At 71.0% G+C, this 26,664-nt stretch carries 22 protein-coding genes and 1 pseudogene; 11 read left to right on the top strand and 12 right to left on the bottom strand.

Annotated features, from left to right (window positions below):
- Nucleotides 1-106: 106 nt before the first annotated feature.
- The 4 genes from G3I71_RS22885 to G3I71_RS22870 form a co-directional block, all read right to left on the bottom strand.
- Complete coding sequence (locus G3I71_RS22885; protein WP_164316749.1) at nt 107-892, bottom strand: carbohydrate ABC transporter permease; 786 nt, start codon at nt 890-892, stop codon at nt 107-109.
- A gap of 101 nt (nt 893-993) precedes the next feature.
- Complete coding sequence (locus tag G3I71_RS22880) at nt 994-1,923, bottom strand: carbohydrate ABC transporter permease (protein WP_164316698.1); 930 nt, start codon at nt 1,921-1,923, stop codon at nt 994-996.
- Between the two features lie 49 nt (nt 1,924-1,972).
- A complete protein-coding gene (locus G3I71_RS22875; RefSeq protein WP_164316697.1) occupies nt 1,973-3,307 on the bottom strand; it encodes an ABC transporter substrate-binding protein in 1,335 nt (444 codons plus the stop codon).
- A gap of 117 nt (nt 3,308-3,424) precedes the next feature.
- Entirely contained in the window at nt 3,425-4,471 is a 1,047-nt protein-coding gene (locus G3I71_RS22870; RefSeq protein ID WP_164316696.1) for a LacI family DNA-binding transcriptional regulator, read from the bottom strand.
- 105 nt (nt 4,472-4,576) lie between these two features.
- On the opposite strand from G3I71_RS22870, the gene G3I71_RS22865 reads away from it, so the two are divergent.
- Both G3I71_RS22865 and G3I71_RS22860 read left to right on the top strand, forming a co-directional pair.
- Nucleotides 4,577-6,781, top strand: a complete 2,205-nt coding sequence (locus G3I71_RS22865) for a glycoside hydrolase family 36 protein (RefSeq protein ID WP_164316695.1) — start codon at nt 4,577-4,579, stop codon at nt 6,779-6,781.
- A gap of 157 nt (nt 6,782-6,938) precedes the next feature.
- Nucleotides 6,939-8,312, top strand: a complete 1,374-nt coding sequence (locus G3I71_RS22860) for a deoxyribodipyrimidine photo-lyase (protein WP_164316694.1) — start codon at nt 6,939-6,941, stop codon at nt 8,310-8,312.
- A 27-nt stretch (nt 8,313-8,339) separates the two neighbouring features.
- Here the strand turns inward: G3I71_RS22860 and G3I71_RS22855 are convergent, their stop codons facing one another.
- The gene (locus G3I71_RS22855; protein ID WP_164316693.1) at nt 8,340-9,365 is read right to left on the bottom strand and encodes a MerR family transcriptional regulator; all 1,026 of its coding nucleotides are present in this window, start codon (nt 9,363-9,365) and stop codon (nt 8,340-8,342) included.
- Nucleotides 9,366-9,511: 146 nt separating this feature from the next.
- Here G3I71_RS22855 and G3I71_RS22850 point away from each other — a divergent pair, with 146 nt between their 5' ends.
- The 3 genes from G3I71_RS22850 to G3I71_RS22840 all read left to right on the top strand — a co-directional run bounded on the left by G3I71_RS22850 (nt 9,512) and on the right by G3I71_RS22840 (nt 12,998).
- The gene (locus G3I71_RS22850) at nt 9,512-10,105 is read left to right on the top strand and encodes a sigma-70 family RNA polymerase sigma factor (RefSeq protein WP_164316748.1); all 594 of its coding nucleotides are present in this window, start codon (nt 9,512-9,514) and stop codon (nt 10,103-10,105) included.
- A 76-nt stretch (nt 10,106-10,181) separates the two neighbouring features.
- Nucleotides 10,182-11,057 (top strand): PhzF family phenazine biosynthesis protein, encoded by an 876-nt coding sequence (locus G3I71_RS22845; protein ID WP_164316692.1) that lies wholly within the window; start codon nt 10,182-10,184, stop codon nt 11,055-11,057.
- 171 nt (nt 11,058-11,228) lie between these two features.
- Entirely contained in the window at nt 11,229-12,998 is a 1,770-nt protein-coding gene (locus G3I71_RS22840) for a serine/threonine-protein kinase (protein WP_164316691.1), read from the top strand.
- A gap of 66 nt (nt 12,999-13,064) precedes the next feature.
- Here the strand turns inward: G3I71_RS22840 and G3I71_RS22835 are convergent, their stop codons facing one another.
- The 3 genes from G3I71_RS22835 to G3I71_RS22825 all read right to left on the bottom strand — a co-directional run bounded on the left by G3I71_RS22835 (nt 13,065) and on the right by G3I71_RS22825 (nt 15,930).
- Nucleotides 13,065-14,786: a SulP family inorganic anion transporter gene (locus G3I71_RS22835; protein WP_164316690.1), complete on the bottom strand. Its 1,722-nt coding sequence runs from the start codon at nt 14,784-14,786 to the stop codon at nt 13,065-13,067.
- A 124-nt stretch (nt 14,787-14,910) separates the two neighbouring features.
- On the bottom strand, nt 14,911-15,714 hold the full coding sequence (gene ppk2 / locus G3I71_RS22830; protein WP_164316689.1) for a polyphosphate kinase 2: 804 nt from the start codon (nt 15,712-15,714) through the stop codon (nt 14,911-14,913).
- A gap of 42 nt (nt 15,715-15,756) precedes the next feature.
- Complete coding sequence (locus G3I71_RS22825; protein ID WP_164316688.1) at nt 15,757-15,930, bottom strand: hypothetical protein; 174 nt, start codon at nt 15,928-15,930, stop codon at nt 15,757-15,759.
- 212 nt (nt 15,931-16,142) lie between these two features.
- Here G3I71_RS22825 and G3I71_RS22820 point away from each other — a divergent pair, with 212 nt between their 5' ends.
- The gene (locus G3I71_RS22820; protein ID WP_164316687.1) at nt 16,143-16,583 is read left to right on the top strand and encodes a pyridoxamine 5'-phosphate oxidase family protein; all 441 of its coding nucleotides are present in this window, start codon (nt 16,143-16,145) and stop codon (nt 16,581-16,583) included.
- Between the two features lie 123 nt (nt 16,584-16,706).
- On the opposite strand, the gene G3I71_RS22815 is transcribed toward G3I71_RS22820, so the two are convergent.
- Nucleotides 16,707-17,162: a pyridoxamine 5'-phosphate oxidase family protein gene (locus G3I71_RS22815; protein ID WP_203731055.1), complete on the bottom strand. Its 456-nt coding sequence runs from the start codon at nt 17,160-17,162 to the stop codon at nt 16,707-16,709.
- Nucleotides 17,163-17,407: 245 nt separating this feature from the next.
- Between G3I71_RS22815 and G3I71_RS22810 the strand changes: the two are divergent.
- Nucleotides 17,408-17,674: pseudogene (locus G3I71_RS22810) on the top strand (response regulator transcription factor); the annotation flags it as partial.
- Between the two features lie 557 nt (nt 17,675-18,231).
- Here the strand turns inward: G3I71_RS22810 and G3I71_RS22805 are convergent.
- Nucleotides 18,232-20,112 (bottom strand): PAS domain S-box protein, encoded by a 1,881-nt coding sequence (locus tag G3I71_RS22805; RefSeq protein WP_343243043.1) that lies wholly within the window; start codon nt 20,110-20,112, stop codon nt 18,232-18,234.
- Between the two features lie 217 nt (nt 20,113-20,329).
- On the opposite strand from G3I71_RS22805, the gene G3I71_RS51300 reads away from it, so the two are divergent.
- Nucleotides 20,330-20,710, top strand: a complete 381-nt coding sequence (locus G3I71_RS51300) for an alpha-L-rhamnosidase C-terminal domain-containing protein (RefSeq protein WP_343243042.1) — start codon at nt 20,330-20,332, stop codon at nt 20,708-20,710.
- Between the two features lie 126 nt (nt 20,711-20,836).
- On the opposite strand, the gene G3I71_RS22795 is transcribed toward G3I71_RS51300, so the two are convergent.
- On the bottom strand, nt 20,837-22,048 hold the full coding sequence (locus G3I71_RS22795) for a hypothetical protein (protein ID WP_164316685.1): 1,212 nt from the start codon (nt 22,046-22,048) through the stop codon (nt 20,837-20,839).
- A 264-nt stretch (nt 22,049-22,312) separates the two neighbouring features.
- Here G3I71_RS22795 and G3I71_RS22790 point away from each other — a divergent pair, with 264 nt between their 5' ends.
- Entirely contained in the window at nt 22,313-23,098 is a 786-nt protein-coding gene (locus tag G3I71_RS22790) for a carbonic anhydrase (protein ID WP_164316684.1), read from the top strand.
- A 154-nt stretch (nt 23,099-23,252) separates the two neighbouring features.
- Nucleotides 23,253-24,095 carry an SMP-30/gluconolactonase/LRE family protein gene (locus G3I71_RS22785; protein ID WP_164316683.1) on the top strand — a complete coding sequence of 281 codons (843 nt, stop codon included), beginning with the start codon at nt 23,253-23,255 and terminating at the stop codon, nt 24,093-24,095.
- 36 nt (nt 24,096-24,131) lie between these two features.
- Here G3I71_RS22785 and G3I71_RS22780 read toward each other — a convergent pair whose 3' ends face one another.
- The gene (locus tag G3I71_RS22780) at nt 24,132-24,977 is read right to left on the bottom strand and encodes a hypothetical protein (protein ID WP_164316682.1); all 846 of its coding nucleotides are present in this window, start codon (nt 24,975-24,977) and stop codon (nt 24,132-24,134) included.
- Nucleotides 24,978-25,636: 659 nt separating this feature from the next.
- On the opposite strand from G3I71_RS22780, the gene G3I71_RS22775 reads away from it, so the two are divergent.
- Nucleotides 25,637-26,659, top strand: coding sequence for a DNA-directed RNA polymerase subunit alpha (locus G3I71_RS22775; RefSeq protein ID WP_055531818.1), 1,023 nt, complete (start codon nt 25,637-25,639; stop codon nt 26,657-26,659).
- Nucleotides 26,660-26,664 lie beyond the last annotated feature (5 nt).

Here is a 26,664-nt window from a genome sequence, read left to right as displayed (position 1 = left end):
GGCGGCTGCTCCAAGTACGGCTGTGGCAAGGACAGTTGCGGTACGAGAACGGGATTTCGTGCGGGCTCGCGTGGGGTTGGGGGTGCTCACGCTGAGGGACCTCCGGTCATTTGACGGCTCCACTGGTGATTCCGGACACGATCTTTCGCTGGGCCACCAGGAAGATGGCGACCATGGGCAGGCTCATCACCACGACGTACGCGAAGACGAGATGCCAGTTGTTGAGGTACAGCTGGGCGCTCGCGACCTTGTAGAGGTTGAGCGGCAGGGTCGCCTTCTCTCCGCCGCCGAGGACGAAGAAGGCGTAGAAGATGTCGCTCCAGGCGTAGAGCATCACCATGATCGTCGCGGTGGCGATGACCGGCCTGAGCAGCGGGAGGATGATCTGCCGGAAGATCCGCAACGGCGACGCGCCGTCCATCCGCGCGGCCTCCTCCAGCTCCACCGGGATGGCCCGGATGAAGCCGGTCATGAAGAAGACCGACGTGGACAGGTACATCCCGGTGTAGACGGCGATCATCCCGGGCCGGGTGCCCGCGAGCCCCAGTTGCCGCAGCTCCATGACGATGGTGATGACGGCGGGCGGCAGCAGCAGTCCGCTGATGCAGAGCGCGTACGCCGCCGAGACCAGCTTCGACTTGCGGCGGGCGAAGACCCAGGCGGCGCCGGCCCCCAGGATGAGCACGAGGGCGACCGAAGGCACCACGACGAGCAGGGAGTTGAGGAAGCCGTGCAGCATTTCGCCCTGGTTGACGGCCTCTTCGTAGTTGCTGCCCGGCTGCCAGTGCCGTGGCAGGTCCAGGTTCGGGGTGATCGCCTCGGCCTGCGGCTTGGCGGAGGTGACGGCGACCAGCCACAGCGGCACGCCGACGGCGAGCCCGGCGATCAGCAGGACGAGCGCCGGACGGCCGTACCGCCAGGCGGGATTGACGTCGGACGAGCGCCGGACGGTGGATGTACGACGCGCGGCGGACGCGGGATTCACGGCGGTGCTCACAGAAGCTGCTCCCTTCGGCGCAGTCCGATGACGAGGGGGATCGCGACGGCGACCACGACCAGGAAGAGGACGAGGCTCATCGCGGAGGCCTGGGCGTACAGGCCCTGTCCGAAGATCCGGAACATGTAGATGTTGAAGACCTCGGTGGAGCCCGCGGGCCCGCCGCCCGTCGTGGCCTGCACGATGTCGAAGGTGTTCATCGAGCCGATCAGCGCCGTGGTGACGTTGAACGTGAGGGCGGGCGCCAGCATCGGCCAGCGCACCGACCAGAAGGTCCGCCACGGCCCGGCGCCGTCGCACTTCGCGGCCTCCAGCATCTCGCCGGGGATGCCCTTGAGGCCGGCGAGATAGATCAGCATCGACAGGCCCATCCACTTCCAACCGTGGATGACGGTGACCAGGACCAGCGTCCAGGACGTCGAGCCGAGCCACGGGATGTCCGTACCGAGCAGGCCGTTGACGGCGCCGTCCTGGTTGAACAGGGACTGGAAGATGTAGCCGGTGGCGAGCGCGGAGATGAGCACCGGCAGGAAGAAGACGGCGCGGAAGAACCGGTTGAACCGGCTGTCCGCCTCCAGCAGCAGGGCCAGCCCCAGCCCGAAGCCGTTCTGGAAGACGGCCGCCAGCAGGGCGTAGAGCAGGGTCGTGCGGATCGCCCGCAGCAGCGAGCCGTCGTGCGCGATGGTCGTGAAGTTGTCGAGGCCGGTGAAGGCGATGTCCGGGTGGTACGAGGACCAGTTGGTGAACGGGTAGTAGAAGTTGAGCAGGTTCGGCACCAGGAAGAAGGCCGCGAAGACGACGATCGCGGGGAGGGCGAACCACCAGGGGTGATGGACGGCGGCGCGGGGCAGCCGTCCCGCCTTTCCGCCCCGGCCCTTGGCGGGCGCCGGTTTCTGCGTGCGCGTGCGTATGGCCGTGTCCGCCATCGGGAGATCCTTGCCAGTCGGTCGGTCCGGAGGCCGGTGCGGAGGTCGACTAGAAGCCGGGCGCGGCCTGGGCCTTCGCCACCTGCGCGAACTGGTCCTGGATAGCCTGCGCGACCTGCTGCGGACTCTTCTTGCCGTAGAGCATGTCGGCGAGATACAGGTGGGTGTCGGGCGCGACGATCGCCTTGGCCTGGAAGACACCGATGGCCGTCGGTAGCGCCTTGACCTGGGCCATCGACGCCTCGGGAAGGCCGGCGGGGGTCGGCACGGACGGCTCCACGGACGGGATCTTCATCGTCTTGATGTAGTCGGCGTAGTCCGGACCGAGCCAGAAGGCCAGGAACTGCCGGGAGGCGTTCTGGCGCTTCTCGTCACCGGTCTTGAAAGCGACGACGCCGTTGGTCTGGTCGGGCGAGTACAGGCCGGTGGCGGAGGAGTTGGCGACCGGGAACCAGCCGATCTTCTTGTCGATCTCGGCTGTCGAGTACTTTGCCTGCAACTGGCTCTGGAAGGAGGTGACGTTGAGGACCATGGCCGCCTCGCCCTTCCAGAGGGAGTCGGCCTGTCCGGTGAAGGTGCCCGTCTTGTAGTTCTTCTGTGCGAGCCCGGCGTCGAGCAGCTTCTCCTTGTACTTCTTGATGGCGCCGACGACGACCGGGTCGGTCCACTTCACCTTGTTCTGGTTGAGGTCGGCCCACCACTGCTTGTCCAGGTCGGTGAGCTGGACCTGCATCTGCCACTGCAGCGGCCACTTGTCGCCGCCGGCCTCGTAGAAGCCGGCCGCGTCGGTCTTGTCCGTCACCGTCCTGCCGAGGGCCAGCAGCTCGTCGTACGACTTGGGGAAGTCGGCCTCGCTCAGTCCGGCCTGCCTGAAGACGTCCTTGTTGTAGTAGACGCCGAGCATGGCGGGGCTGGTGACGATCGCCGCGTACCGCTTGCCGTCGATCACGCCGAGCGACTTCTCCGTGTCGCCCAGCTTCGACACCCACTCCTCCCCGTCGAGGGTGAGGAGGTTCTGCTTCGGCTGGATGAAGGGCAGCGTGGAGATGGACGGCTGCCAGAACATCAGGTCCGGCTTGTCGCCCGAGGCAAGCTTGGTCGGCACGTTCTGCTCGTAAAGGTCGGGGATCGCCTGCGTCTCGACCTTCGCTCCGGTGGCCTTCTCGAAGGCGTCGATGACCTGCTTGGGCGCGTTGAGGGTGTTCTGCGCGGTCCACATGGTCAGTTTCACGCCGTCCAGGCGGGCGGTCGGGTCGACCTTCGTCTGCTTGGCGCCCGAGTCGGAGGAGGAACCGGAGTCGCCGGCGGTGGGGTCACTGCAGGCGGTGGCGGACAGGGCGGCGGCGCATATGAACGCCAGCGCGGGGAGGACTCTTCTCGTCATGACGGGCCTTTCGCGAACGGGCTGAGGTAGGCGAATCGGTCGAGCGGTACGGCTGAGGAGGCGCGAGGGGGCGGAACACGTGTGGGGGGGAAGGGCACAGGTGTAGCGGGAGCCGGTTCAGCCGCGTCCGGGCGGTGGCCCCGAGCTCTCCCGCACCACCAGTTCCGGTACGGAGACGGGGTGCGGGGCGATCTGCGCGGACTCCTCCAGCACGCCGTGCAGCAGGGCGAACGCGGACCGGCCGAGGCCGGTGAAGTCCAGGCGTACGGTCGTCAGCGACGGGGTGAGATAGGCGGAGTGCGGGGCGTCGTCGAACCCGGCGACGCTCACCTCGCCGGGGACCGAGCGGCCCGTCTCGTGGAGGGCGCGGATCACCCCGAGCGCGAGGTCGTCGTTGCCGCACAGGATCGCGGTGACGCCGGTGTCCTGCGCGAGCTCCAGACCCGCCGAGTGACCGCCCGCCGGGCCCCAACTCCCCTGTAGGGGACGGGGTTTTGGCGCTCCGGCTTCCCGGAGCGCCTGCTGCCAGCCGGACGTTCGGGCGCTGGTGCGCCGGGTGCTGGAGGGGATGGCGACGTAGTGCACGGTTTCGTGGCCGAGGGAGAGCAGATGGCGGGTCGCCTCGTAGGCGGCCTCGCGGTCGTCCGCCCACACCCAGGGACGGTCGTCGCCGGGCGGGCTGGCGGGGGTCTCCACCACGCCGACGACCGGCAGGTCGGCGGGAACGGCACCCAGGGCCCGTACACCGGCCGGATCGTATGCGATCACGATCAGTCCGCCGCCCGAGTCCGCCGCCCGCTGCACCTGGGCCGCGATGGCGGCCTCGTCGGCTTCGTCGGTCGATTCGAGGACGCCGACCCCGACGCTGTACGCGGCGGCGCGGGCAGCCTCCTCGATGCCCTGGAGGATCGAGGCGTAGCCGTAGTGCGTGGTGTTGGAGGTGAGCACGGTCACGGCACGGCTGCGTCCGCTGGCGAGAGCGAGCGCGGTGGAGTTGCGCCGGAACCCCAGTTCGTCGATGGCGGCGAGGACCCTGTCGCGGGTCGACGGCTTGACGCTGGGGTGGTTGTTGATCACCCGGGAGACGGTCTGGTAGGAGACTCCGGCCGCGGTCGCGACATCCCGGATGCTCACTGAGCGTCTTGTGTGACCGGTCACATTCATGCCAGGATTGTGACCGGTCACATGAGACTCGTCAAGAGACCGTAACCATCAATTCACGCGGCAGAATCAGACCGTCGGCGCAGGCGCCATCAGGAGGGGAAGACGTTGACCGGTACGTCGGATTCGGCGGGCACGGCCCCCCGCACCACCACTGAGCAGCACTTTGTCTGGGGCCACCGGGCCCTGGAGGCCGAGTTCGCCACCGGCGCCGACGGGGTCCTGCGACTGGTCCGGCTGTCCCGCCCCGACTTCCGGCCTCCGTCGGGCGGGGGGACCCCCACCGAGGTATCGGCGTCGGCATCGATATCGGTATCGGCGTCCGAACCCGGCCCGGAGGCCCCCCTCCACCTCGTGGAGCTCACCGTCCTCGGTCACGGCAGCGGCTGGTCGGGTCCCCGCTTCACCGGTACGGCCTTCGGTGCCCGGCTGCGGCACCGGGGCCACTCCGTCCGGGAAGCCGACGGCTGGACGTACCTGACCGTCGAACTCCGCGATCCCGAGACCGCGTTGACCGCTTTCGTCGAGCTGTCCTCGCCCGTCGGACTGCCGGTGCTGCGCTCCCGCGTCCGACTCCGCAACGAGGGAGAGGAGCCCCTCGTCGTCCAGTCCGTCAGCAGTCTGCTGCTCGGCGCCCTCCCCTCTCCCGACGGTCTCGACGTCCACCGCGCCCGCAACGACTGGCTGGCGGAGTGCCGTTGGCACTTCGAGCCGCTGCGCGACACCGTCAGCGACATCCACGTCGACGTCCACCAGCACGACAGCCGGGCGGCGCTGACCCTGACCGGACGCGGCAGTTGGCCCACCGACGGGCACCTCGCGATGGGCGCCCTCACCGAACGCGACGGCGGCCGGGCCTGGTTGTGGCAGATCGAGTCCCCGGCCGGCTGGCGCTGGGACCTGGGCGAGCGCGACCACGGCACGTATGTGGCGCTGAACGGCCCCACGGACGCGGAACACCAGTGGCGGATCCGCCTCGCGCCCGGCACCGAACTCACCACCGTGCCCGGTGTCCTGGCTCTCGGTTCCAACCTTGACGACACGTTCGCCGCCCTGACCTCGTACCGCCGTGCCGTACGCCGCCCGCACCCCGACCACGCCGCACTGCCGGTCGTCTTCAACGACTACATGAACACTCTGATGGGCGACCCGACGACGGAGAAACTGCTGCCGCTGATCGACGCCGCCGCCCGGGCCGGGTCCGAGTACTTCTGCATCGACTCCGGCTGGTACGACGACAGTACCGAGGGCTGGTGGGACAGCGTCGGGGAGTGGCTGCCCTCACCGCGTCGCTTCCCCGACGGCGGAATCCGGGCGGTCCTGGACCGGATCAGGGAGCGCGGCATGGTGCCCGGCCTGTGGCTGGAGCCGGAGGTCGTGGGCGTGCGCAGCCCCGTCGCGTCCGAACTCCCGCCGGAGGCCTTCTTCCAGCGGGACGGCGTACGCATCGCCGAACAGGGCCGCCACCAGCTGGACCTGCGGCACCCGGCCGCCCGCGCGCACCTCGACAAGACGGTCGACCGCATCGTCGGCGACTGGGGCGTCGGCTATCTCAAGCTGGACTACAACATCGTGGTCGACCCGGGAACCTGCGCCCCCGGCGACATCGCGCCCGGAGCCGGGCTGCTCGGCCACGCCCAGGCATACCTGGACTGGCTCTCCGAGGTGCTGGACCGGCACCCGGGCCTGGTGATCGAGAACTGCGCCTCGGGCGGGATGCGGATGGACGGGGCCACGCTGGCCGTCGCCCAGCTCCAGTCCACCAGCGACCAGCAGGACCCCCTGCTCTGCCCGCCGATCGCCGCCGCCGCGCCCACAGCGGTCCCGCCCGAGCAGGGCGCCGTCTGGGCCTACCCGCAGCCGGGGTTCGACGACGACCTGATCACCTTCACCCTGGGCGGGGCGCTCCTCGGCCGGATCCATCTCTCCGGCCATCTGGACCGGATGTCGGAGCGCCAGCTCGCCCTCGTGGGGGACGCGGTGGCCGTGTACAAGACACTCCGCGCCGATCTCACGGAGGCCGTGCCGTTCTGGCCGCTCGGTCTGCCGGGGTGGACGGACGAGTGGCTGGCCCTTGGCATGCGGGTGCCGGGCGGCCGTACGTCCTACGTCTCGGTATGGCGCCGCGGCGGTGATTCGGAACTCCGTCTGCCGATAGGGCACTTGACGGGCCAGGACGTCCGCGCGGAGATCCTGCACCCGTCCGCTCCGGCCGCCGGCTCGGCGGTCTGGGACGGGGACGGGGGCGGACTGCTGGTGTCACTGTCGCGCGAGCCCGCTGTTCTGCTGATCCGGCTCACTTCGGGCGGGTGAGGCGGACCGGGGACAGGGGCAAGCCGGATGGTGACGGCAGATTTACCCTGATATGGGCTGCTTCGTTCCTTGAGGGAAAGCGCAAGCGGTGGTCGACGGCGACAAGAGTTCCGTCAGGGGCGCATCCAATGCGGGCTCCGACCCGGAAGTGATCACCATGAACGTCTCAGTCGTCCTGTTCACCGCCGACCTCCGTCTGCACGACCATCCGCCGCTCCGGGCCGCCCTGGACGGCGGCCGGGGGGTCGTCCCGCTGTTCGTGCGGGACCCGGCGGTGGACGCCGCCGGATTCGCCGTACCCAACCGGCTGGCCTTCCTCGCCGACTGCCTGCGCGACCTCGACGCCGGTCTGCGCGAACGGGGCGGACGGCTGATCGTGCGCCACGGCGACCTCGTCGGCGAGGTGTGCCCGGCGGCGGCCGAGGCGGGCGCCGACGAGGTGCACATGGCGGCCGACGTCAGCGGCCACGCGCGCCGACGGGAGGACCGGCTGCGCCGCGCCCTGGAGGCGGACGGCGTACGGCTGCACGTGCACGACACGGTGACCGCCGCCGTCGCCCCGGGTGCCGTGGTCCCGGCGTCCTCTGACCACTTTGCCGTCTTCACGCCGTACTTCCGGCACTGGTCGCAGCAGCAGCTCCGGGAGCCGCTCGGGGCGCCGCGCACGGTACGGGTGCCGGAGAGCGTCGGATCCGAGCCCCTGCCGTCCCGGAGCGGCCTGCCGGGCCTCTCCGAGGGGCTCGCGGGCGGCGGTGAGACCGAGGGCCGCGCGCGGCTCACCGCGTGGCTGCGCAGCGGGGTCGCGACGTACGAGGAGGGTCATGACGACCTGGGCGGCGATGTCACCTCCCGGCTCTCCCCGCATCTGCACTTCGGCACCCTCTCCTCCGTCGAACTCGTCCACCGCGCCCGCCGGGCGGGTGGACCGGGCGCCGATGCCTTCGTACGGCAGCTCGCCTGGCGCGACTTCCACCGTCAGGTGCTCGCGGCCCGCCCGGACGCGGCCGTCTTCGACTACCGCACCCGCAACGACCGTTGGCGCCTGGGGTCGGAAGCGCGCGAGGACGTCGAGGCGTGGAAGGAGGGCCGCACCGGCTATCCGATCGTCGACGCGGCGATGCGCCAGCTGCGGTACGAGGGCTGGATGCACAACCGGGGGCGCCTGCTGACCGCGAGCTTCCTCGCCAAGACGCTGTACGTCGACTGGCGGGTCGGCGCCCGGCACTTCCTGGACCTGCTGGTGGACGGTGACGTCGCCAACAACCAGCTCAACTGGCAGTGGATGGCCGGTACCGGGACCGACTCACGGCCCAACCGGGTTCTCAACCCCGTCACCCAGGCCAAGCGGTACGACCCCGACGGCGTGTACGTGCGCCGCTGGGTGTCCGAACTGCGGCCACTGGCAGGGGCGGTGGTGCACGAGCCGTGGAAACTGCGCGGCCTGGACCGCGCCGCCGTCGACTACCCGGACCCGATCGTCGGCCTGCCGGACGGGCTCGATCGCTTCAAGCGGGCCCGCGGTCTCGACTGAGCCGCCGCCCGACCGCCGCAGGCGACCTCACCGGTCCTCCGAATACACGGACTCCAGGATGTCCAGGGCGTCCTTCAAAGACGTGGGCCAGGGCATCCCGGGGTCCGACCGGCCGAGCCAGCCGGGGCCGCACAGCACCACCAGGGGACTGCGCCGGGCGCCCTTCACACCCCACCGGGCGCGGGCGACGCGCCGGGCCAGCGGCAGGCTCGCCGTGGAGCGTGCCTGCGCCCACAGGACGACGGCCGCCGGGCCGAGCCGGTCCACTGCCGCGATCAGTGCCTCCGCGGGGACCGCGGACCCGAACATCCGGGTGGGCAGGCCCCGTTCGCCCAGTCCGGCGTGGAGCGCCTCCAGCGCCAGCGTGTGCTGTTCATCGGGCATGCAGGCCAGGACGACGGGCCCGGGCGCCGAGGCGCCGACGGATCCGGCCACCGGGCGCGCGTAGCGACGCAGCGTGGTCGAGACGTGCCAGGACAGGAGGTGCTCCACCTCGACGTAGCGGTCTCCGGACGAGGCCCATTTGCGGCCCACGGCGTGCAGCGTCGGCAGCATCACCTCCTGCCAGGCGACCACGAGACCGTGGGTGCCGACCGCCGTGGCCAGCAGCTGCTCCACGGCGGGCGCGTCGAGCCGTACGGCGGCACGGGCGAGCCCTCTGCACTCCAGGCGCACATCGCCCAGCGGGAGCGGGCCCGCCGCGCGGGAGCGGGGACCGGGTGCTGGTTCCGGCGCGGTGACAGGCGCCCGGCCCTCGACCGGGGCGCCGGCCGCCGTCTCCCGCGCTGCGCGGGCCGCCTCCGCGGGCGGCACACCGGTGGACGTGAGCCGGCACATCGTCTCCAGTACGGCCACGTCGTGCGGAGCCCATCGGCGATGCCGGCCGTCGGGGCGGATCGCGGGCCCGATGCCGTAGCGGTGGTCCCAGGAGCGCAGCGTCGTGGGTGACACGCCCAGCCTGCGGGCCAGTGCGCCCGTGGTGAGACTCGTCGCGACGTCCTGGGGCGCCGCCCCCGAGCGTGCCGCCGTGCTGTCGCCCGGAATGCCGTCCATGGGCCGACTCTACGACCCCGGACCGGTATACGACGCATAATCGATGCGAGTTGATGCCCGGCGCCCGGAATCGGACGATGACAGCACCGTCGTACGCCGGATCGCTGCGCCGGATCCGTTCCGTGCAAGGAGTCACCGTCATGAACATGTCCGAGTGTGCCGCTCCGGTCGCCCCGCCCATCGTGTCGCCGGACGACGAGGAACTGGTCCGGGGATTCCTCGCGGGCGACGAGGCATGTCTGGCGGCCGTGTACCGGCGCTGGTCGGCACTGGTGCATACCCTGGCCTGGCGGTCCCTGGGGGACGTGAAGGAGGCCGAGGACGTCACCCAGCAGGTCTTCCTCGGCGTGTGGTGCGGTCGGCGGGGCTACCGGCCGGAACGCGGTCCGCTCGTCGGGTGGATCGTGGGCATCGCCCGGCACCGGATCGCCGACGCGCTCGCCGCGCGCACCCGCCGCTGCCGGCTGGTCGCCGCGGTGGACGCCTGGCCGGTGCTCGCCGATCCCGCCGACGACCGGTTCGAGGGGGCGCTGGACCGGGTGGTGGTGCGCGCCGAATTCGCCAAGCTGGCCTCGGCCCAGCAGCGGGTGCTGCGGCTCGCCTTCTACGAGGACCTGAGCCAGAGCCAGATCGCCGAGCGCACGGGCTGGCCGCTGGGCACGGTCAAGAGCCACGCACGGCGCGGGCTGTACCGGCTGAGGCGTGAGCTCGAGGTCGCCTTCGACGCGGAAGCGGTGTGACGGCACACGCCGTCGGCGTCCCCCGCGTCCTGGGTGTCCGGGAACAGCCAGGGCCCCGTCCCGTGTTGCCGCGAGCATGACGACGAACACGCCGAGGCCCGAGGTGCTGCGTTACACCGCCTTCTCCACCTCTCCCGACGGCGGAAACCCCGCCGGCGTTGTGCTGGACGCCACCGCCCTTGACGACAGCGACATGCTGGCCATCGCCGCCGACCTCGGATACTCGGAGTCCGCGTTCCTCACCGCGCCCCCGGCGGGCCTGGGCGGCCAGGAGAGCAGGGCGTACAGCATCCGCTACTTCAGCCCCAGGGCCGAGGTGCCGTTCTGCGGGCACGCGACCGTCGCGACCGCCGTCGCCCTCGCCGAGCGCTGGGGCCCCGGTGAGCTGGTGTTCGCGACGCGCGCCGGCATCGTGCCGGTGGTGGTGGCCGAGGAGGGCGGGACGCTCCGCGCCACGCTCACCAGCGTCGAGCCGAAGATCGAGGAGATCACCGACGCCGATCTCACAGAGGCACTGGCCGCGCTCGACTGGCCGGTCGCCGATCTCGACCCGGCCTTCCCGCCCCGCATCGCCTTCGCGGGCGCCCGCCATCTCGTTCTCGCGGCGGCGACGCGCACCCGCCTCGCGGATCTCGCGTACGACTTCGAGCGCCTCGACGCACTGATGCAGCGCCTGGACCTGACCACGGTCCAGTTGGTGTGGCGGGAGTCGGCCACGGTCTTCCACGTCCGTGATCCGTTCCCCGTCGGCGGCGTCGTCGAGGATCTGGCGACCGGCGCGGCAGCCGCCGCGTTCGGGGCGTACGTCCGTGAACTCGGCCTGGTCCCCGAGGACACCGTCCTCACCCTGCATCAGGGCGAGGACCTGGGCCGCCCCGGCGAACTCACGGTGACACTGCGCGCGGGTGACCCGCGTGTCAGGGTCGGTGGCGCGGGAACGCGCATCAGCTGAAGTGCCGGCCGTGACGGTGGCACGGACCTGGGCGAGCAGGCTTCAACCCACCGTCAAGGGCCCAACCGCGCCTGTCCGTAAGGCAGTTGATCACCGGCTCTCCGTGATCTGCCGTAGCTGATGGTGGACACCGTTCGAACGGTGTCGGTGGCGGCGTTTAGGCTCCCGTGCATGAGTGAGGCAGACAGAGGCACCGGGCGGCGGGTTGTCGACGGGCGCTTCGAGCTGGAGGCCCGTCTCGGCGGTGGCGGGATGGGCACCGTCTGGCGGGCCAGGGACGTGGTGCTCCACAGGCTGGTGGCGGTCAAGGAGGTCCGCCCGCCCGACCGGGACCTCGCCGAGTACGACCCCGAGGGCGCGCGCATGCTGCGCGAGCGGGTGCTGCGCGAGGCCAGGGCTCTTGCCCGGATCGACCATCCGAACGTCGTCACCATCCATCACATCGTCGACGGTGGTGAGGGCACCTACCCGTGGATCGTGATGGAGCTGGTCAGTGGCGGCTCGCTGGCCGACCGGCTGGACCGGGCGCCGATGACGCCGCCCGAGGCGGCGCGGACCGGCCGGGGAGTGCTGGCCGCGCTGACCGCGGCGCACGACGCCGGTATCGAGCACCGGGACGTCAAGCCCGCCAACGTACTCCTACGGCCGGACGGCCGGCCGGTGCTCACCGACTTCGGCATCGCCGCGATCCGCGAGGCGACCGGCCTCACCGCCACGGGCTCCGTCATCGGCACGGCCGACTTCATGGCACCCGAGCGCATCTCGGGGCACGAGGGCGGCGCCGCCTCCGACCTGTGGTCGCTGGCGATGATGCTGTACACCGCCGTGGAAGGCCACCACCCGCTGCGCCGGGGCACCACCCTGGCCACCCTCGCCGCGGTCCTCCACGACGACGTGCCGCCGCCGGTGCGGGCCGACGCACTCGGCGACGTCCTGATGAGCGTCCTCGTGCGGGACCCTGCGGCGCGGCCGTCCGCCGCGATGCTGGACCGGAAGCTGGCCGAGATCGAATCGGCTCCGGACCACTCGACTGCGTCATGGAACACGCCCACCTCCTACCCGCTGGGTCCGCCGTCCGCCCCCACGGCACCTTCGGATCCGCGTACCCATGTCGCGCCCGCCGGGTTCGTCGCGTCCGGCGGGGCTCCTGTCGCGCCCACCACTCCCGGTCTCCCCGCCGCTGCCGGTGCGGTGCCTGCGGCCGTTCCGGCCGGGTTCGGGCCGCCGCCGGTCCTCCCCGGGCCGATCACGCTCCAGCCGATGACCGCTCCAGTACCGGCGGCCCGCCGACGCGCCCTTCGCCCGAGGGTCCTGTGGGGCGTCTCGGGAACCTCGCTCGCCGCTGTCCTCGTGTGGTGGCTGCTGCCTCTCGGAGGCAGTTCGGGCGACGCGGGCGCGGGCGCCTCGACGTCCACCCCGAGCCCGCAGCCGACGGTGTCGCGGACCACGACCACCCCGGCAGCCCAGCAGTCCGAGGAGGCCCGGACCACCGCGCTGCTCACCCCGGCCGGCATCCGCACCGCCATCAGGGCGTTCGAGAAGGAGACCGGCCGGAACAGGTTCGGCGACTTCACCGTGTACGAGGACTACGCCATCGCCGACCTGATGGTCAACGGCAGCAACACCAAGTACGACTCCTACACCTACCGCCCGGGCGAGGGCGTGGAGAAGGACATCATCAGCGGTTCCCTGGCCGGCGGTGACCAGCCGATCGGTCTCGACGGCTTCGACTGGGACAAGGTTCCCGCGCTCCTGAAGGAGGCGGACAAGAAGCTGAACGTCGACGATCCGGAAAACCGCTACCTGGTGGTCAGGATGCCCAACGACACCTTCGACACGTCGGCCGGAATGGCGGTCTACCTGTCTGACGGCTACGGGAGCGGCTATCTGGAGGCGGACACCCGGGGCAGGGTGACGAGCGTGCTGCCCGCCCAGGACTGATGCAGCGGGAGGCCGGTGGTTTCCTGACGCGGCTGGCGGCGACGTACGGCCGGGGGGACTCGCGGCCTACTGGGTCTGTTCCCACTCGCGGTACGCGGCCACGGCTGTCGGCAGGGTGGGGAAGACGAGGCCGGTGCCGACGGACTCCGTCAGGCCGTACGCGTCCAGATCATGACGGAGGTCCTGTTTGACGCGGGCGAGGGCGAAGACGATGCCCCGGCGGGTCAGTTCGAGACGCAGCGCGTCGACGGCGTCCAGGGCGGTGATGTCGACCTCCACATTGGCCTCGGCGTTGAGGACGAACCAGTGCACCGGGTCTTCCTGTTCGTCCACGGCGGCCAGGGCCCGGCGGTGGAAGTTGTCCGCGTTGGCGAAGAAGAGGGGCGAGTCGTAGCGGTAGACCACCAGCCCGGGGATCGTACGGGCCTGCGGATAGTCGTCCACGTCGTGCATACCGGCCACCCCGGGCACCACCCCCTCGATCGCGTCGTGCGGGCGCGCGACCCGGGTCAGCAGCTCGGCCACCGACAGACCGACGGCGACCAGCACCCCGTACAGGATGTCCAGGGCCAGGACGCCGGCCAGGCAGCCGAGTGCCAGCAGCAGCTCACGGCGGCGGAAGGACGCCAGCCGCCGGAAGCCCGCCAGGTCGATCATGCGCAGGGCGGCGTAGACGACGAGCGCGCCGAGCACGACCGAGGGCGTCCGGGTCAGCAGGGGACTCAGGAACAGCAGGACGGCGAGGACGACCGCGGCGGCGACCAGGGAGTACGCCTGGGAACGGGCGCCCGCCGAGGAGGCGAGCGCGGTGCGGCTGGCGCTGCTGCTGACCGGGAAACCGTGCACCGCCCCGGCGCCGAGGTTGGCCGCGCCCAGGGCGAGCAGTTCCTGGTTGGCGTCGTGCCCGGGGCCGTCGTCGTCGGCGGCGGTGCGGCCGGTGAAGGCACGCGCGGTGAGGATGAAGTCGGTGTAACCGACGAGGAGGACACCCAGGGCGGGCAGCACGAGACGGGGCAGCTCGGCCAGGTCGGGGGCGGCCAGGCCGGGCAGGCCCGCCGGGACCTCGCCGATCACCCTGATCCCGTGGTGGTCGTCGAGGCCGAGGACGGCCACGGCCGTCGTGGCGAGGACCACGGCCAGCAGAGGGCCGGGCACGGCGGGGAAGAAGCGGGCAACGGCGAGGACGAAGGCGAGCAGGATCACGGCGAACAGCAGCGTGGGCAGGTGGATCTGCGACAAATGCCGTACGAACGACCACAGTTGGGGGAAGAAGGCGGAGCCCGTGGTGCTGACGCCGGTGAGCTTCGGCAACTGGTCCACGATCATGATCAGTGCCACGCCCGCCAGGTAACCGACCAGGACCGGCCGGGACAGCAGGTCCGCGACGAAGCCCAGCCGCACCGCCCAGGCCACGACACACAGCAGCCCGACCGTGACCGCCAGGGTGGCGGCCAGTGTGACGTAGCGGCCCGGATCACCGGCGGCCAGCGGGCCGACCACGGTCGCCGTCATCAGCGCGGTCGTCGACTCGGGCCCGACCGACAGCAGACGCGAGGACCCGAACAGGGCGTACAGGGCGAGCGCCGGCAGGATCGCCCACAGACCGGCGACCGGCGGCAGACCGGCCACACCCGCGTACGCCATCACCTGCGGCACGAGATACGCGGCCACCGTCACCCCGGCCAGCAGATCCCCGCGCAGCCAGGCACGCCGGTAGCCGAGGAGCGCATGGAGCCCCGGCGTCAGACGGTGCCACAAGGGAACGGGTCTGCCCGAGCTCTGGGACATGGGCCTCCTTCTGTCGTATCACCTCATGATCCACGGACGGACGGCGCCTTGCGGTGCTCCGCGCACGAGACCACCGCCCCCCGTGCTGGTGCGCCCGCGCGGCACTCGACCGGCGTGCACGGGTTCAGAGGTCCGCCGTGTGATCGGGGACGTACGTCTGCAGATCACGCGGCGGACGCACGTACCCGGTCGACGGCGGCCGGTGCGGCAGCTCCAGCACCGGCGGCGGGACCTCGTGGTAGGGGAGAGTGCTCAACAGGTGGGCGATCATGTTCAGCCGCGCCCGGCGCTTGTCGTCGCTCTCGACGACGTACCAGGGGGCCTCGGAGATGTCGGTGTGGACCAGCATCTCGTCCTTGGCCCGGGAGTACGCCTCCCAGCGGGTGATCGACTCCAGGTCCATCGGCGAGAGCTTCCAGCGCCGGGTCGGGTCGTCGAGGCGCTGGCGGAACCGCTCCTGCTGCACGGCGTCGCTCACCGAGAACCAGTACTTGCGCAGCAGAACGCCCGCCTCGGTCAGCATCCGCTCGAAGACCGGGCACTGCCGGAGAAACAGCTGGTGCTCCTCCTTCGTGCAGAAGCCCATCACATGCTCGACGCCCGCCCGGTTGTACCAACTGCGGTCGAACAGCACGATCTCCCCGGCCGCCGGCAGCTGCTCGACGTACCGCTGGAAGTACCACTGCGTGCGCTCCCGCTCGGTCGGCTTCGGCAGCGCCGCGATCCGGGCCACCCGAGGATTGAGGTGTTCCGCGACACGCTTGATGGTTCCGCCCTTGCCCGCCGCGTCCCGGCCCTCGAACACGACCACCAGCCGGGCGCCCTCCGCACGTACCCACTCCTGCAGCTTCACCAGCTCCGTCTGCAGGCGCAGCAGCTCCGGCTCGTACACCTTGCGCGGCAGCGTCGTCGTCTTCTTGCCGGCCATGCAGCCTCCACCGTCCGGGACCCACGTCGATGACTCGGGGAGTCACGATGCCCGGGCGAACACCAGGACAGCAGCACCGTACTGACCGGCGACGAACCGCGCACCCCGCACCCCGTGCACCCGCTGCCGGACGGCGTCCGAGTGGGCCGCGCCGTGCCGTCGGGTCGGTCCGCCGCGCCGGGGACGACGACGGGACTCCGGCAGGCGGGCGTGCACCTCCGGAGCGTGCCGGCGCGGGGACACCCCCCGGCTGTGACGGATTCCGGCAACACGTGCGGGCCCGCCGAGCAGGCGTACCGCAGGCCCTGGGGCGGGGGCCGTTCTCCGGCGTGACCGGGACCGATGGCCCCTCACCCCCCGGTTCCCGCCCGGCGCACGATGGACCCTTCCCGCAAGACCGCCGCACCAGGCGAGAGACGGACTGGCTGATGTATCCCAACGACGGATTCCGCGAACTCGAAAGGCAGGAGTGCCTGCGCCTGCTGGCCAGGACACCTGTCGGCCGCATCGTCCACACACGCCACGCCCTGCCGGCGGTCCTCCCGGTCAACTTCGGCCTGGACCACGACGACGCGGTGCTGCTGCGCACCTCTGCGGACTCGGAACTGGTGTTCGCGATCGACGGGACGGTGGTCGCCTTCGAGGCCGACGAGGTCGACGCGGTCACCCACTCCGGCTGGAGCGTCGTCGTCACCGGCTCAGCCGCCGTGGTGACCGACCCCGCCGAGCACGAGCGGCTGATCCGGACCGGCCCGAGTTCCTGGGCGCCCTCGCTCGATGAGGTCTTCGTCCGCATCGAGCCCGAGCTGGTGACCGGACGGGAACTCATCGGCGGACGGACCATGTACGGCGTCGACCTCTCGTCCTGACGGCTCCGACGGAACCCGGTCGAAGGCGCGACCCGCGCCCTGACCGGGGCCGGTGGGCGCAGCGCCTGCGGCCCGCGCATGTCGCCGTACGTCACCGTGGCCCGGACGGCTCACCCGGGAGCCTCACGGCGGCTCCACCGCGGTGAGTCGGATTCCGGTGACCAGATCGGGGTGAATGCGGACCGCGTGATCCGTCGCCTGTTGTACCCAGGGGTGCAACAGGGTCTGATAACAGGCGAGTTCGGCCGGGTCGGTCACCAGGTGGGCGTAGCCGGTGACCACCACGCTCCAGCCGAGGTGTGTGTCCGGATCGATGGCGTCGGCCTCGTAGGCGACGACGACGCCGCGACTGCCGGCTACGCGGGTGCGGGAGGTCAGGGCCGCGCCCTCGTGGGTGCGGATGACGATGTCGCCGTCGACCAGCACATGGTTGACCGGGCGGATGGACGGCAACGCGTGCCGGGTGAAGACGATCCTGCCCAGGGACACGGTGCCCAGCAGCCGCAGCGCCTCGGTGTCGTCGAGCCCGATGCTCTGGCGGGGGCCGACCTGGCTCGGCCGGGTGTGGTCGGGGCGCATGGCAGGACTCCGTATGGATTCGGCACTCACTCTTCGGCTCTCCGGTACGGCGTCTTCGGGTCCCTTCGAGGACGTGGGCGGCTGCGGTCCTGCCGTGGCTTGCCGGACGCTGTCCGACGCGGCCAAGGGCAGGGCGATCAGGCCATTGGAACGGCGCCCGCGATCCGCGCGCCAGGGCCGTTCGGCCCCTGGTTCCGGTCGGGCCCAGGGCCGACCGGACCCGGAGCAGACCCTGGTGCGTGTTTCAGTCCCTGCTCGGCCCGAGCGCCACCACCAAGCTGATGACCCGCCTCCGCGAGGGCCGGCAGCCGCAGGAGCAACCGGAGGTACTGCCGGGCCTGACCGACCGGGAGCGGAAGATCCTGGCCCTGATCGGTGAGGGACTGACCAATCGTCGGATCGACCGGCGGCTCTCCCACGCGGAGAAGACGGTGAAGAACCACGTCTCCCGGCTGCTGACGAAACTCGGAGTGCAGCGGCGCGTCCAGACCGCCGTCATCGCCACCCAGGCCCAGGCCCAGGCCCAGGCCCAGACCCAGGACCGGCTCGAGCGTGACGGTCATTGCCGCAGACGGGCCGAAGCCCGCCCGGGACCGGGACCGGCGGCTCACCGGGCCAGGACCTCCGGCGCGGTGCGCCTGCTCCCCGCAGGGCCGGACGGGCTCAGGGACAGGGCCGTTCGGCCCAGGGTGCGCGTACGCGGCGCCGCCTACCGTTCACACCCATGGAGAGCGAGGAGACCGGGCGGCACGGCCGGCGGGACGCCGGAGAGGGCCGGATGCCCGCACGCCGAGGACGGCACCGTCTCAAGGAGAACGCGGCGTTCAAGACGGTCGTCCTGGACGGGGTCACCGGCGAACCGGTGATCCCCGGCGGCCCGCTCGGCTTCCGGTGGGGGGAGGTCGGGCGGGCCGCTGGAACCCCGATCCGGGCGACGGCGTACCGGAGTTGAGCCTGCTGGAGTCGGCGGAGGACATCGCGACGGTCATGCTTCCCGCATCGCCCGGGAGGCCGCCCACATCGCCGAAGCGCACTGCGTCGGCCCGGACGCTGTGCGGCACAGTCACAGTCACAGTTTGAGGGTGAACCACGTGGTCTTTCCCTCGTCGGTGGGGCGGACGCCCCAGTTGTCGGCGAGAGCGCGGACGAGGAGCAGGCCCCGCCCGGACTCGTCGTCCGCGGTTGCCAGGCGGGGCTGGGGGAGCTGAGGGCTGTGGTCGCTCACCTCGACCGTCAGGTCGGAGTCGGAACGGCTCAGGTGCAGCCCGAGGGGGCCCTCGGCGTGCAGCACGGCGTTGGTCAGGATTTCGGCGAGCAGCAGGAGGGCGTTGTCCGCCGCTGCGGCGCAGCCCCAGGAGACGAGAGCTTTGTGGAGGAACGCGCGCCCCTCCCGTACGGACGTCGCGACGGCGGGAAGTCCGGTGGTCAGGGTGGTCAGCGGTGCGGCCGGGAGCTGGGCGAACAGCAGGGTGACGTCGTCGTTGTGGCTCTCCGGGTCGGGAAGCAGGGCGGCGAGCACATGGTCGGCGGCCGCTTCCAGACAGGGAGTGTCCCTGAAGAACCTGTCGAGGACGGCAGTGAGTTCGTCGACCTGGTCCTCGATGTCGCTGCCCGGGGTTTCGACAAGACCGTCCGTGTAGAGGACGAGGGTCGCGCCCGGCGGGACGGCCTCACAGGACTGTTCGTAGAGGATGCCGCCCACGCCGAGCGGAGCGTTGACGGGCGTGGGAAGGCTGCGGACACCGTTGCCGGGGCCGACGACGAGGACCGGCAGATGGCCGGCGGAGCAGACGGTCACGGACCCGGCGTCCGGCGCGATGACCAGGTAGCAGCAGGTGACGAGCTGGTCGGGTACGGCGAGGTCGGCGACGACCGCGTCGAGGGCCTGCATGAGCTGGCGGGGCTGCATGTCGGTCTTGGCGAGCGCGTGCGCGGCCGAGCGTAACTGGCCCATGACCGCGGCGGCTTCCAGACCGCGGCCCATCACGTCGCCGATCAGGACGCCGACGCGGCCGGCGCCCAGCGGCACCAGATCGAACCAGTCGCCGCCCACGCCCGCGCCCTGGGTCGCGGGCCGGTAGCGGCTGGCCGTCGCCAGGCCCGGGATGGCGGGCGGCGTACCCATGAGACTGCGTTGCAGGGTCAGGGCGATGTGGCGCTGCTGCTCGTACAGGGTGGTGAGTTCGGCCTCCGCGCGCTTGCGGTCGCTGATGTCCCGCACGATGGCGCAGGCGCCGACCACCTTGCCGTGGGTGTTCCGGGTCGGCCACAGCGTGACGTCGACGTCCAGCAGCACTCCGGTTCTGGTGAGGCGCAGCGTTTCGAAGTGCTCGACCTTCTCTCCGTCGCGCAACCGCTCCAGGAGGACGTCGATCTCGTCCCGTGCCCCGGGCGGGGCGAGCAGGGTCACGTGCCGGCCGATGACCTCCTCGGCCGAGTAGCCGTAAAGCCGGTGCGCGGCGGCGTTCCAGTAGGTGATGTGCCCGTCGAGAGTCTTGGCCAGGATGGCGTCCTGGGACGACTCGACGATCGCGGCGAGCTCGTTGATCCGCGCCTCGGCGGCCCTGCGGTCACTGACGTCGCGGACGGCGGCGGACATGAGCAGTCCGTCGGCGGTCTCCAGGGGACTGAGGCTGATCTCCACGGGGAACTCGGTACCGTCCTTGCGCAGCCCGTGCAGTTCGAGACCGGCGCCCATCGGACGTACCTGCCGGTTGACCGCGTAGTCGTCGCGGTGCCGGGTGTGATGGCTGCGGAAACGGTGCGGCACCAGCACCTCGACCGGTCGACCGAGCAACTCCTCGCGCCGGTGGCCGAAGACGGCCTCGGTCTGGGCGTTGACCAGTCTGATGGTCCCGGTGCCGTCGACGATGACCATGGCGTCCGGCGCGGCTTCGAGCAGCCCGCGAAACCGTTCCTCCGCCTCTCCCGGCCCACCGTCGCGAACCACCGTGCCGCACGGGCACGCATCCGGACGACCGACTCCTGCTGCTTGTGCTGACTCCGCCTCGACAAAGTCGCGCATGTACGCCTCACCCGGCCGCTTTCGATGGTTCCGTGATGGTTCGGGTCATCCCAGCGCATCCGCTCCCTGCCCGTCCCCGCATGTCGCCTACTTGCCGTCCGGCGGCCGAATCTGTCCGCTGTTGACGCCGAGAAGGCCGCGAGTGCCGGCCAGAGGACGAGACGGTCGGCAAGGCCGTGGCATTGCAGGCTCTGGGGTCAACAGCCGCGTCCCGAAGAACACCGAGGGCACAGAGGGCACAGAGGGCACCGACCTGGCACCGGCGACCCTCGACCACGTCAGAGCCGCGATCGACACCGTGCGCGGCACGGTGTGCTCGGAGTGGCGCCGCCGCCCGGACGGCCGGATCGACCTGGCGGTCACCATCCCGTACAACACGGACGCGGAGATCTGGGCCCCCACTCAGGACAGGCCCGTCACCGCGCCCCGGGGCGTCACCTTCGTACGGAACGACACGTCGGGCGGTGCGGCCCACAAGGTATACCGGGCCGGGGCGGGGTCGTACAGCTTCAACGCCAGGTGACCTGACCTCGCAGGACCACCGCACCGCGCTGGATTGTCGCCTCCGGCACGGTGCGGCTTCGGTTCGCCGTTCACGGGTGTCCGCTGCCGCCCGGAGCGGTACCGCGGGCGGCCCGTGGTACGGGTGTCAGGTGACGGAGAGGGTCCAGAGCGTGGCGTGGTAGGGCCCGTCGGGAGTGGAAGGGTCCGGCGGCGCGGTGGCGCTGGAGCCGGTGACGGAGCCGTGCCGGTCGACACCGCTTGCCGTCGCCTGGACGCCGCCCAGGGCGTGCAGCTGCGTGAGGCGCTGGGTGTCGATGCGATACACGTAGCAGAAGGGGCCGGGGAAGGCTTCCCCGACGACGAGCTGTCCGCTGACCCCGTCGATGCCGGTTCTGCCGGGCCCCGGACCGAAGGGCGTCACGGTCAGGGTGGTGAGGTCCAGGGCGTACGCGGCAGGGCGGTTGCTCGCGACGACGGTGTGCCCGGTGACGAGTGGCTGGGAGGCCATCTCGGCGCCGAGGTCGGTCCAGATCCCGGTGCGGATGTCGTAGGCGAAGCCGTGAACGGGAGGCAACTCGCCCGTGCCGCTGCTGGGTTGAGGCTGGGTGATGCCGACGATCGTGTGGCCGCTGAACGAGGTGGCCTTGCTGTGGACACCGCCGTGGACGCCGACGTCGGTCATGACGTGGGTGCGCAGGTCGTAGACGAAGGGCCGGCCTCCGTCGTACTGAGCCCCGGGGACGTTCCAGGTTCCCGCGACGAAGCGGCCCTGGGAGATCCCGATCGGGCTACTGACCCCCGCCGGTCCGGCCGGGGTGCCGAGGTCGGTCATGACGTCGGTGCGTATGTCGTACACGAAGGCGTGCGTGCTCTGGTTGCCGGGTGTCCTGGCGCTGCCCACCACGGTGTGGCCGCTGCTGATGGCCGTGACCTGGCTGTCGGTGCCGCCGAAGGTGCCCAGCGCCTGCATACGGCGGGTTCGCAGGTCATAGACGAACCCGCGCCGATTGCCGTCGGCCAGCGTGGCGTTGCCGATGACATGGCGGCCCTGGACGCCGACCGCGCTGCTCGAACTGCCTCCGAGCGTGCCGAGATCGGTGATGACGTGCGTGGAGCGGTCGTACGCGAAGGCGTGCCACTCGGCGCCGGCGGTCTCGGAGTTGCCGACCACCGTGTCGCGGTCGAGCGCGACTCCGTAGCTGCCGCTCCCGCCGAGGGTGCCGAGGTCGACGGCGGTGTACTGCGGTGGTACTGGTGGCCAGGGGGTGTGCGCGAACGCCTGGCCCGAGCCGACTGCGAGGAGTGCGAGCGTGACTGCGGCGGCTGTGGCGCGGGTGCGTAATCGACCGGATCTCATGGAGCTCCCTGCGATCGGAATGCGCGGACATGCGGACATGCGGGTACGCGGGAATCAGCAGCGGACGAAGGCGTCACCGTCCGGTGTTCGATGGTAGTGAGCTGTACGCCGGTCGGGTGGTTGTTGCGGGAGGACCGAGGCGCCGGCCCGCAACTCGCGCCCTGGCCAAGGGAATCCCTCGGAGCCGTCAAGAACGGTTCAACGTTTGATCATGAACCGGCAACCCGAACGGAACGGCGTCGGGCCGGACATACGTTCCCTTCCGTGAACTCTGACCCAGCACCCCACACCGCCGTCCACCCGCAGCGGACGGCATCCGTCGCCCCGGTCCCCGGCGCGACACCCCCCGCCCGGCGCTCGCTCCTGCGCGCCGCGCTCACCGGGACCGCCGTTCTCGGCGCAGGCCTGGCCATCGGCGCCGAACCCGCGGTCGCCGCACCCCCCACCGCCATTCCGCGAAAGCGGCCCACCACCGCCGAGGAGGCGCTGCGGGAGCTGTCCGCGGGCAACCGCCGCTGGCGCACCTTCCGTCAGCAGCACCCCGACGAGTCCCCCGCTGTCCGGCAGGCACTGACGACCAGTCAGCACCCCTTCGCTCTCGTCCTCGGCTGCATCGACTCCCGGGTGCCTCCGGAGATGGTCTTCGACCAGGGTCTCGGCGATCTGATGACCATACGCAGCGGGGGTCAGGTCCTCGACGAGGCCGTGCTCGGCAGCCTCGCGTACGGCGTGCTCGAACTGGGGATCCCCCTGCTCATGGTGCTCGGCCACCAGTCGTGCGGAGCGGTGAAGGCGACGGTCCAGGCGGACGAGTCGGGCGGGAAGCTGCCCGCCCACATCCAGTACCTGGCCGACCAGATCAGCCCGGCCATCGATCACAGCAAGACGGGCGACGCGCGCGTCGACGCGACGATCGACGCCAACATACGGCTCATACGTGCACGCCTCGCGGCGGAGCCGGACCTCGCCGCGAAGGTGGACTCGGGCGCACTGACCATCGTCGGCGCCCGCTACGAGCTCACCACCCAGCGAGTGCACCGCATCAGCTGACAGCCGTACGCACAGGAGTCGGCCGCGCTCGACAGCCCCCGCGGCCGACTCCCCAGCCCCGGGCTTCGGGGAGCCTGCCGAGCCGGCCACCCGGTGTTCGTATAGATGTGGAGGCGCCGGCGCACGACCGGCCAGGCGAAGGGCTGTGGTGACGATGACCGAGGTACGGACACTGCTCACGGGCAGGGGACTGTTGGAGTCTCCGCGCTGGCACGGCGACCGCCTGTACTTCTCCGACTGGTCCGCCGGCGAGGTCATCTCCGTCGACCTCGCCGGCCGCAGCGAGGTGATCGCCCAGGTGGCGTCGTTGCCGCTGTGCACCGCCTGGCTGCCGGACGGCCGGCTCGTGATCGTCTCGTCCCCCGACGGGCTGCTGCTGCGCCGGGAGCCGGACGGCACCCTGGTCACACACGCGGACCTCGGCCGGCCCGGCTGGAACGACATCGTGGTGGACGGCCGAGGCAACGCCTACGTCAACCGCGCCGGCTTCGACCCGATGGCAGGCGAGGCGGTCAAGCCCGGTTTCGTCCACCTGGCCACACCCGACGGCTCCGTGCGCCAGGTGGCCGACGACATCGCGTTTCCCAACGGTATGGCGGTCACCCCGGACAACTCCACGCTGATCGTCGCGGACTCCTACCGCCACAACCTGGTGGCCTTCGACATCGACACGGACGGCGCGCTGTCCGACCGACGTGTCTGGGCCGACCTCGGGCAGGGCACCCCGGACGGTATCTGCGTCGACGCGCGGAACGCCGTCTGGTACGCCGACGTCCCCAACCGGCGGTGCGTGCGCGTCGCCGAGGGCGGGACGGTGCTGCAGACCGTGGCACTGGACCGTGGCTGTTTCGCCTGCGCACTGGGCGGTCCCGACGGGACGACCTTGTTCATCGTGGCGGCGCAATGGCAGGGCATGACCGAGCCCGAGCTGGTGGCGCCCGGCACGGGCCAGGTGCTGACCCTCCAGGTCACCGTGCCGGGAGCGGGCCGGCCGTAACCCGCGGGCGCCGACCGGCCTCCCGGGCGCACGTGATCAGCTGACGCACACCAGTCCGAGCAGACAGAGCTCCGACGACGAGGACGTCGAGGAGGACTCGGACGACTCGGACGGCGAGGCGCTTGCCGACGAGGTGTCCGTGCCCGACGTGGTGGTGCTGTCGGTGGCCGAGGGGGTGGATGAGGCCGTGGTCTCCGTAACGGTGTCCGTGGCATCGGAGGCGGTGGAGGCCGACTGCGAATCGGCCGAGGCCGTCATCGCCGCGAGGGGAACCGTGACGCCCTGCCGGCGGATCACCTGTGTCGCCGGCGTGGCCTGGGATGTGGCCGCGGCCTGTTCGTGCGGCGCGTCCGGCGCGGAGGGCAGGGTGGCGGACGAGGTGTGCTTCGCCCGCTGCGTGTCGGTCGGCGTCGACGAGACGGGCGTGGGATCCGTGAGCTGCTCCTCCGCGCCTCCCATGGTCTCCCTGTCCGGCGCGGAGGCCGCCTGCGTCCGGTCCGGTGCCTGGCGGTTCAGCGAGAAGGCGGTCATGCCTCCGCCGACCAGTGCGACCGCGGTGGCGACCAAAGCTCTGCGCTGCGTCTTCTTCCAGCGTTCCCGCTGACGACGCCGCGCCGCCCGGCCATTCGGCGCGGGTGAGGGGGCGTCCGAGCTGTCGTACGGGTGATCCTGCGGCGGTTGGCCGTATCGCTGGGCTTCCTCGGCGCCGGACTCCGCGTCGTTCCACAGGTGGACAGGGGCTTGCCGCGTTACCGCGTCCGTCGCGGAGGCCGGGGCGGGCGTTGCGTCGGCGAGGGGAACGATGTCCGGCGCGTAGGCGCCGCACCCGGGGCACGCGAGGGCGCCGTTGAGATGCCGACAGCACGTGGAGCAGTAGTCCATCTACGGTCTTCCTGTGTTTACTCTCGCACGGGTGAGCGAGCCGGGAGCAAACGTAGCGAGGCTTTCGAGAGTGCGTGTGCAGCCTGTGTGACGCTCCTGCGCAGATGCGTCCGGGGTGCGACCGCCGTACGACACAACTGCGCACCGTCTCTGCCGGTTGCACAGCTTTTGTCGGTCACAGGCAGGCACCGGGCGGCACTCCTTCCGCGTGCTGTCACTGGTCGGACGGGTCCTGGATGCCGCGTCCGGTGGGGACGTCGGGCCTGATCAGCTCTTGGCGCCGCGGATACCGAGGGTTTCGCCTCCGTCACTTCGCCGATAGCGGAGTCAATCATTTGGGAACTCCGGCTGGTGCCGGAACGCCCGACTCGTCGTGCCGGGAGGTGCCCACCGTGCTCTGGGCGGCCCTGGGAGCCGCCAACGTGACGGCTACAACGCCCTGAACAGGTATTTCGTGCCGTCGTCCGCGCCCAGCGGCTGTTCCGTCACGGCCCGGAACGCCTAGCGCTCGGTGGTCGGACGGGAGGTTTGAAAGTCTCCTCGCCGGCTCGGGACACGGGCCGTTCGGCCGCTGTGGAGTCCGCAGGGTCCTTGGCGCCCGTACCCTCTACGTCTATGGCGTCACATATTGGGCGCCAAACCACTGGAGGCAACACCCCGTGCTGATTGCTCAGCGTCCATCCCTGACCGAAGAAGTCGTCGACGAGTTCCGCTCCCGGTTCGTCATCGAGCCGCTGGAGCCGGGCTTCGGCTACACCCTCGGGAACTCCCTGCGTCGTACGCTCCTCTCCTCGATCCCGGGTGCGGCGGTCACGTCCATCCGCGTCGACGGTGTCCTGCACGAGTTCACCACCGTGCCGGGCGTCAAGGAGGACGTCACCGACCTCATCCTCAACATCAAGCAGCTGGTCGTCTCCTCGGAGCAGGACGAGCCGGTCGTGATGTACCTGCGCAAGCAGGGCCCGGGCGTCGTCACCGCCGCCGACATCGCGCCGCCGGCCGGTGTCGAGGTGCACAACCCCGACCTCGTCCTCGCCACGCTCAACGGCAAGGGCAAGCTGGAGATGGAGCTGACCGTCGAGCGCGGTCGCGGCTACGTCTCCGCCGTGCAGAACAAGCAGGTCGGTCAGGAGATCGGGCGTATTCCGGTCGACTCGATCTACTCGCCGGTTCTCAAGGTCACGTACAAGGTCGAGGCCACGCGTGTCGAGCAGCGCACCGACTTCGACAAGCTGATCGTCGACATCGAGACCAAGCAGGCCATGCGTCCCCGTGACGCCATGGCGTCGGCCGGTAAGACGCTCGTCGAGCTGTTCGGGCTTGCCCGTGAGCTCAACATCGACGCCGAGGGCATCGACATGGGCCCGTCCCCGACGGACGCCGCCCTCGCCGCCGATCTGGTGCTGCCGATCGAGGAGCTGGACCTCACCGTCCGTTCGTACAACTGCCTGAAGCGCGAGGGCGTCCACTCGGTGGGCGAGCTCGTCGCCCGCTCCGAGGCGGACCTGCTGGACATCCGCAACTTCGGTGCGAAGTCCATCGACGAGGTCAAGGCGAAGCTGGCCGACATGGGCCTGGCCCTGAAGGACAGCCCGCCCGGATTCAACCCGACCGCCGCCGCCGACGCCTTCGGTGCGGACAACGACGCGGACGGCGGCTTCGTGGAGACCGAGCAGTACTGAACTGC

Origin of the sequence: Streptomyces sp. SID12501, assembly GCF_010550245.1 — a bacterium.
Taxonomy (GTDB): domain Bacteria; phylum Actinomycetota; class Actinomycetes; order Streptomycetales; family Streptomycetaceae; genus Streptomyces.
Note: the sequence above shows the minus strand (reverse complement) of the source record. Positions and strands in the feature narration are given on the sequence as shown.

What these genes read in the sequence shown, in the direction of transcription:
- G3I71_RS22835 (WP_164316690.1), bottom strand. Translation starts at nt 14,786, where the DNA reads ATGTCCCAGAGCTCGGGCAGACCCGTTCCCTTGTGGCACCGTCTGACG.
- G3I71_RS22780 (WP_164316682.1), bottom strand. Translation starts at nt 24,977, where the DNA reads ATGGACTACTGCTCCACGTGCTGTCGGCATCTCAACGGCGCCCTCGCG.
- G3I71_RS22850 (WP_164316748.1), top strand. Translation starts at nt 9,512, where the DNA reads ATGTCCGAGTGTGCCGCTCCGGTCGCCCCGCCCATCGTGTCGCCGGAC.
- G3I71_RS22855 (WP_164316693.1), bottom strand. Translation starts at nt 9,365, where the DNA reads ATGGACGGCATTCCGGGCGACAGCACGGCGGCACGCTCGGGGGCGGCG.
- G3I71_RS22815 (WP_203731055.1), bottom strand. Translation starts at nt 17,162, where the DNA reads ATGCGCCCCGACCACACCCGGCCGAGCCAGGTCGGCCCCCGCCAGAGC.
- G3I71_RS22860 (WP_164316694.1), top strand. Translation starts at nt 6,939, where the DNA reads ATGAACGTCTCAGTCGTCCTGTTCACCGCCGACCTCCGTCTGCACGAC.
- G3I71_RS22880 (WP_164316698.1), bottom strand. Translation starts at nt 1,923, where the DNA reads ATGGCGGACACGGCCATACGCACGCGCACGCAGAAACCGGCGCCCGCC.
- ppk2 (WP_164316689.1), bottom strand. Translation starts at nt 15,714, where the DNA reads ATGGCCGGCAAGAAGACGACGACGCTGCCGCGCAAGGTGTACGAGCCG.
- G3I71_RS22875 (WP_164316697.1), bottom strand. Translation starts at nt 3,307, where the DNA reads ATGACGAGAAGAGTCCTCCCCGCGCTGGCGTTCATATGCGCCGCCGCC.
- G3I71_RS22845 (WP_164316692.1), top strand. Translation starts at nt 10,182, where the DNA reads ATGACGACGAACACGCCGAGGCCCGAGGTGCTGCGTTACACCGCCTTC.
- G3I71_RS22820 (WP_164316687.1), top strand. Translation starts at nt 16,143, where the DNA reads ATGTATCCCAACGACGGATTCCGCGAACTCGAAAGGCAGGAGTGCCTG.
- G3I71_RS22840 (WP_164316691.1), top strand. Translation starts at nt 11,229, where the DNA reads ATGAGTGAGGCAGACAGAGGCACCGGGCGGCGGGTTGTCGACGGGCGC.
- G3I71_RS22795 (WP_164316685.1), bottom strand. Translation starts at nt 22,048, where the DNA reads ATGAGATCCGGTCGATTACGCACCCGCGCCACAGCCGCCGCAGTCACG.
- G3I71_RS22785 (WP_164316683.1), top strand. Translation starts at nt 23,253, where the DNA reads ATGACCGAGGTACGGACACTGCTCACGGGCAGGGGACTGTTGGAGTCT.
- G3I71_RS22870 (WP_164316696.1), bottom strand. Translation starts at nt 4,471, where the DNA reads ATGAATGTGACCGGTCACACAAGACGCTCAGTGAGCATCCGGGATGTC.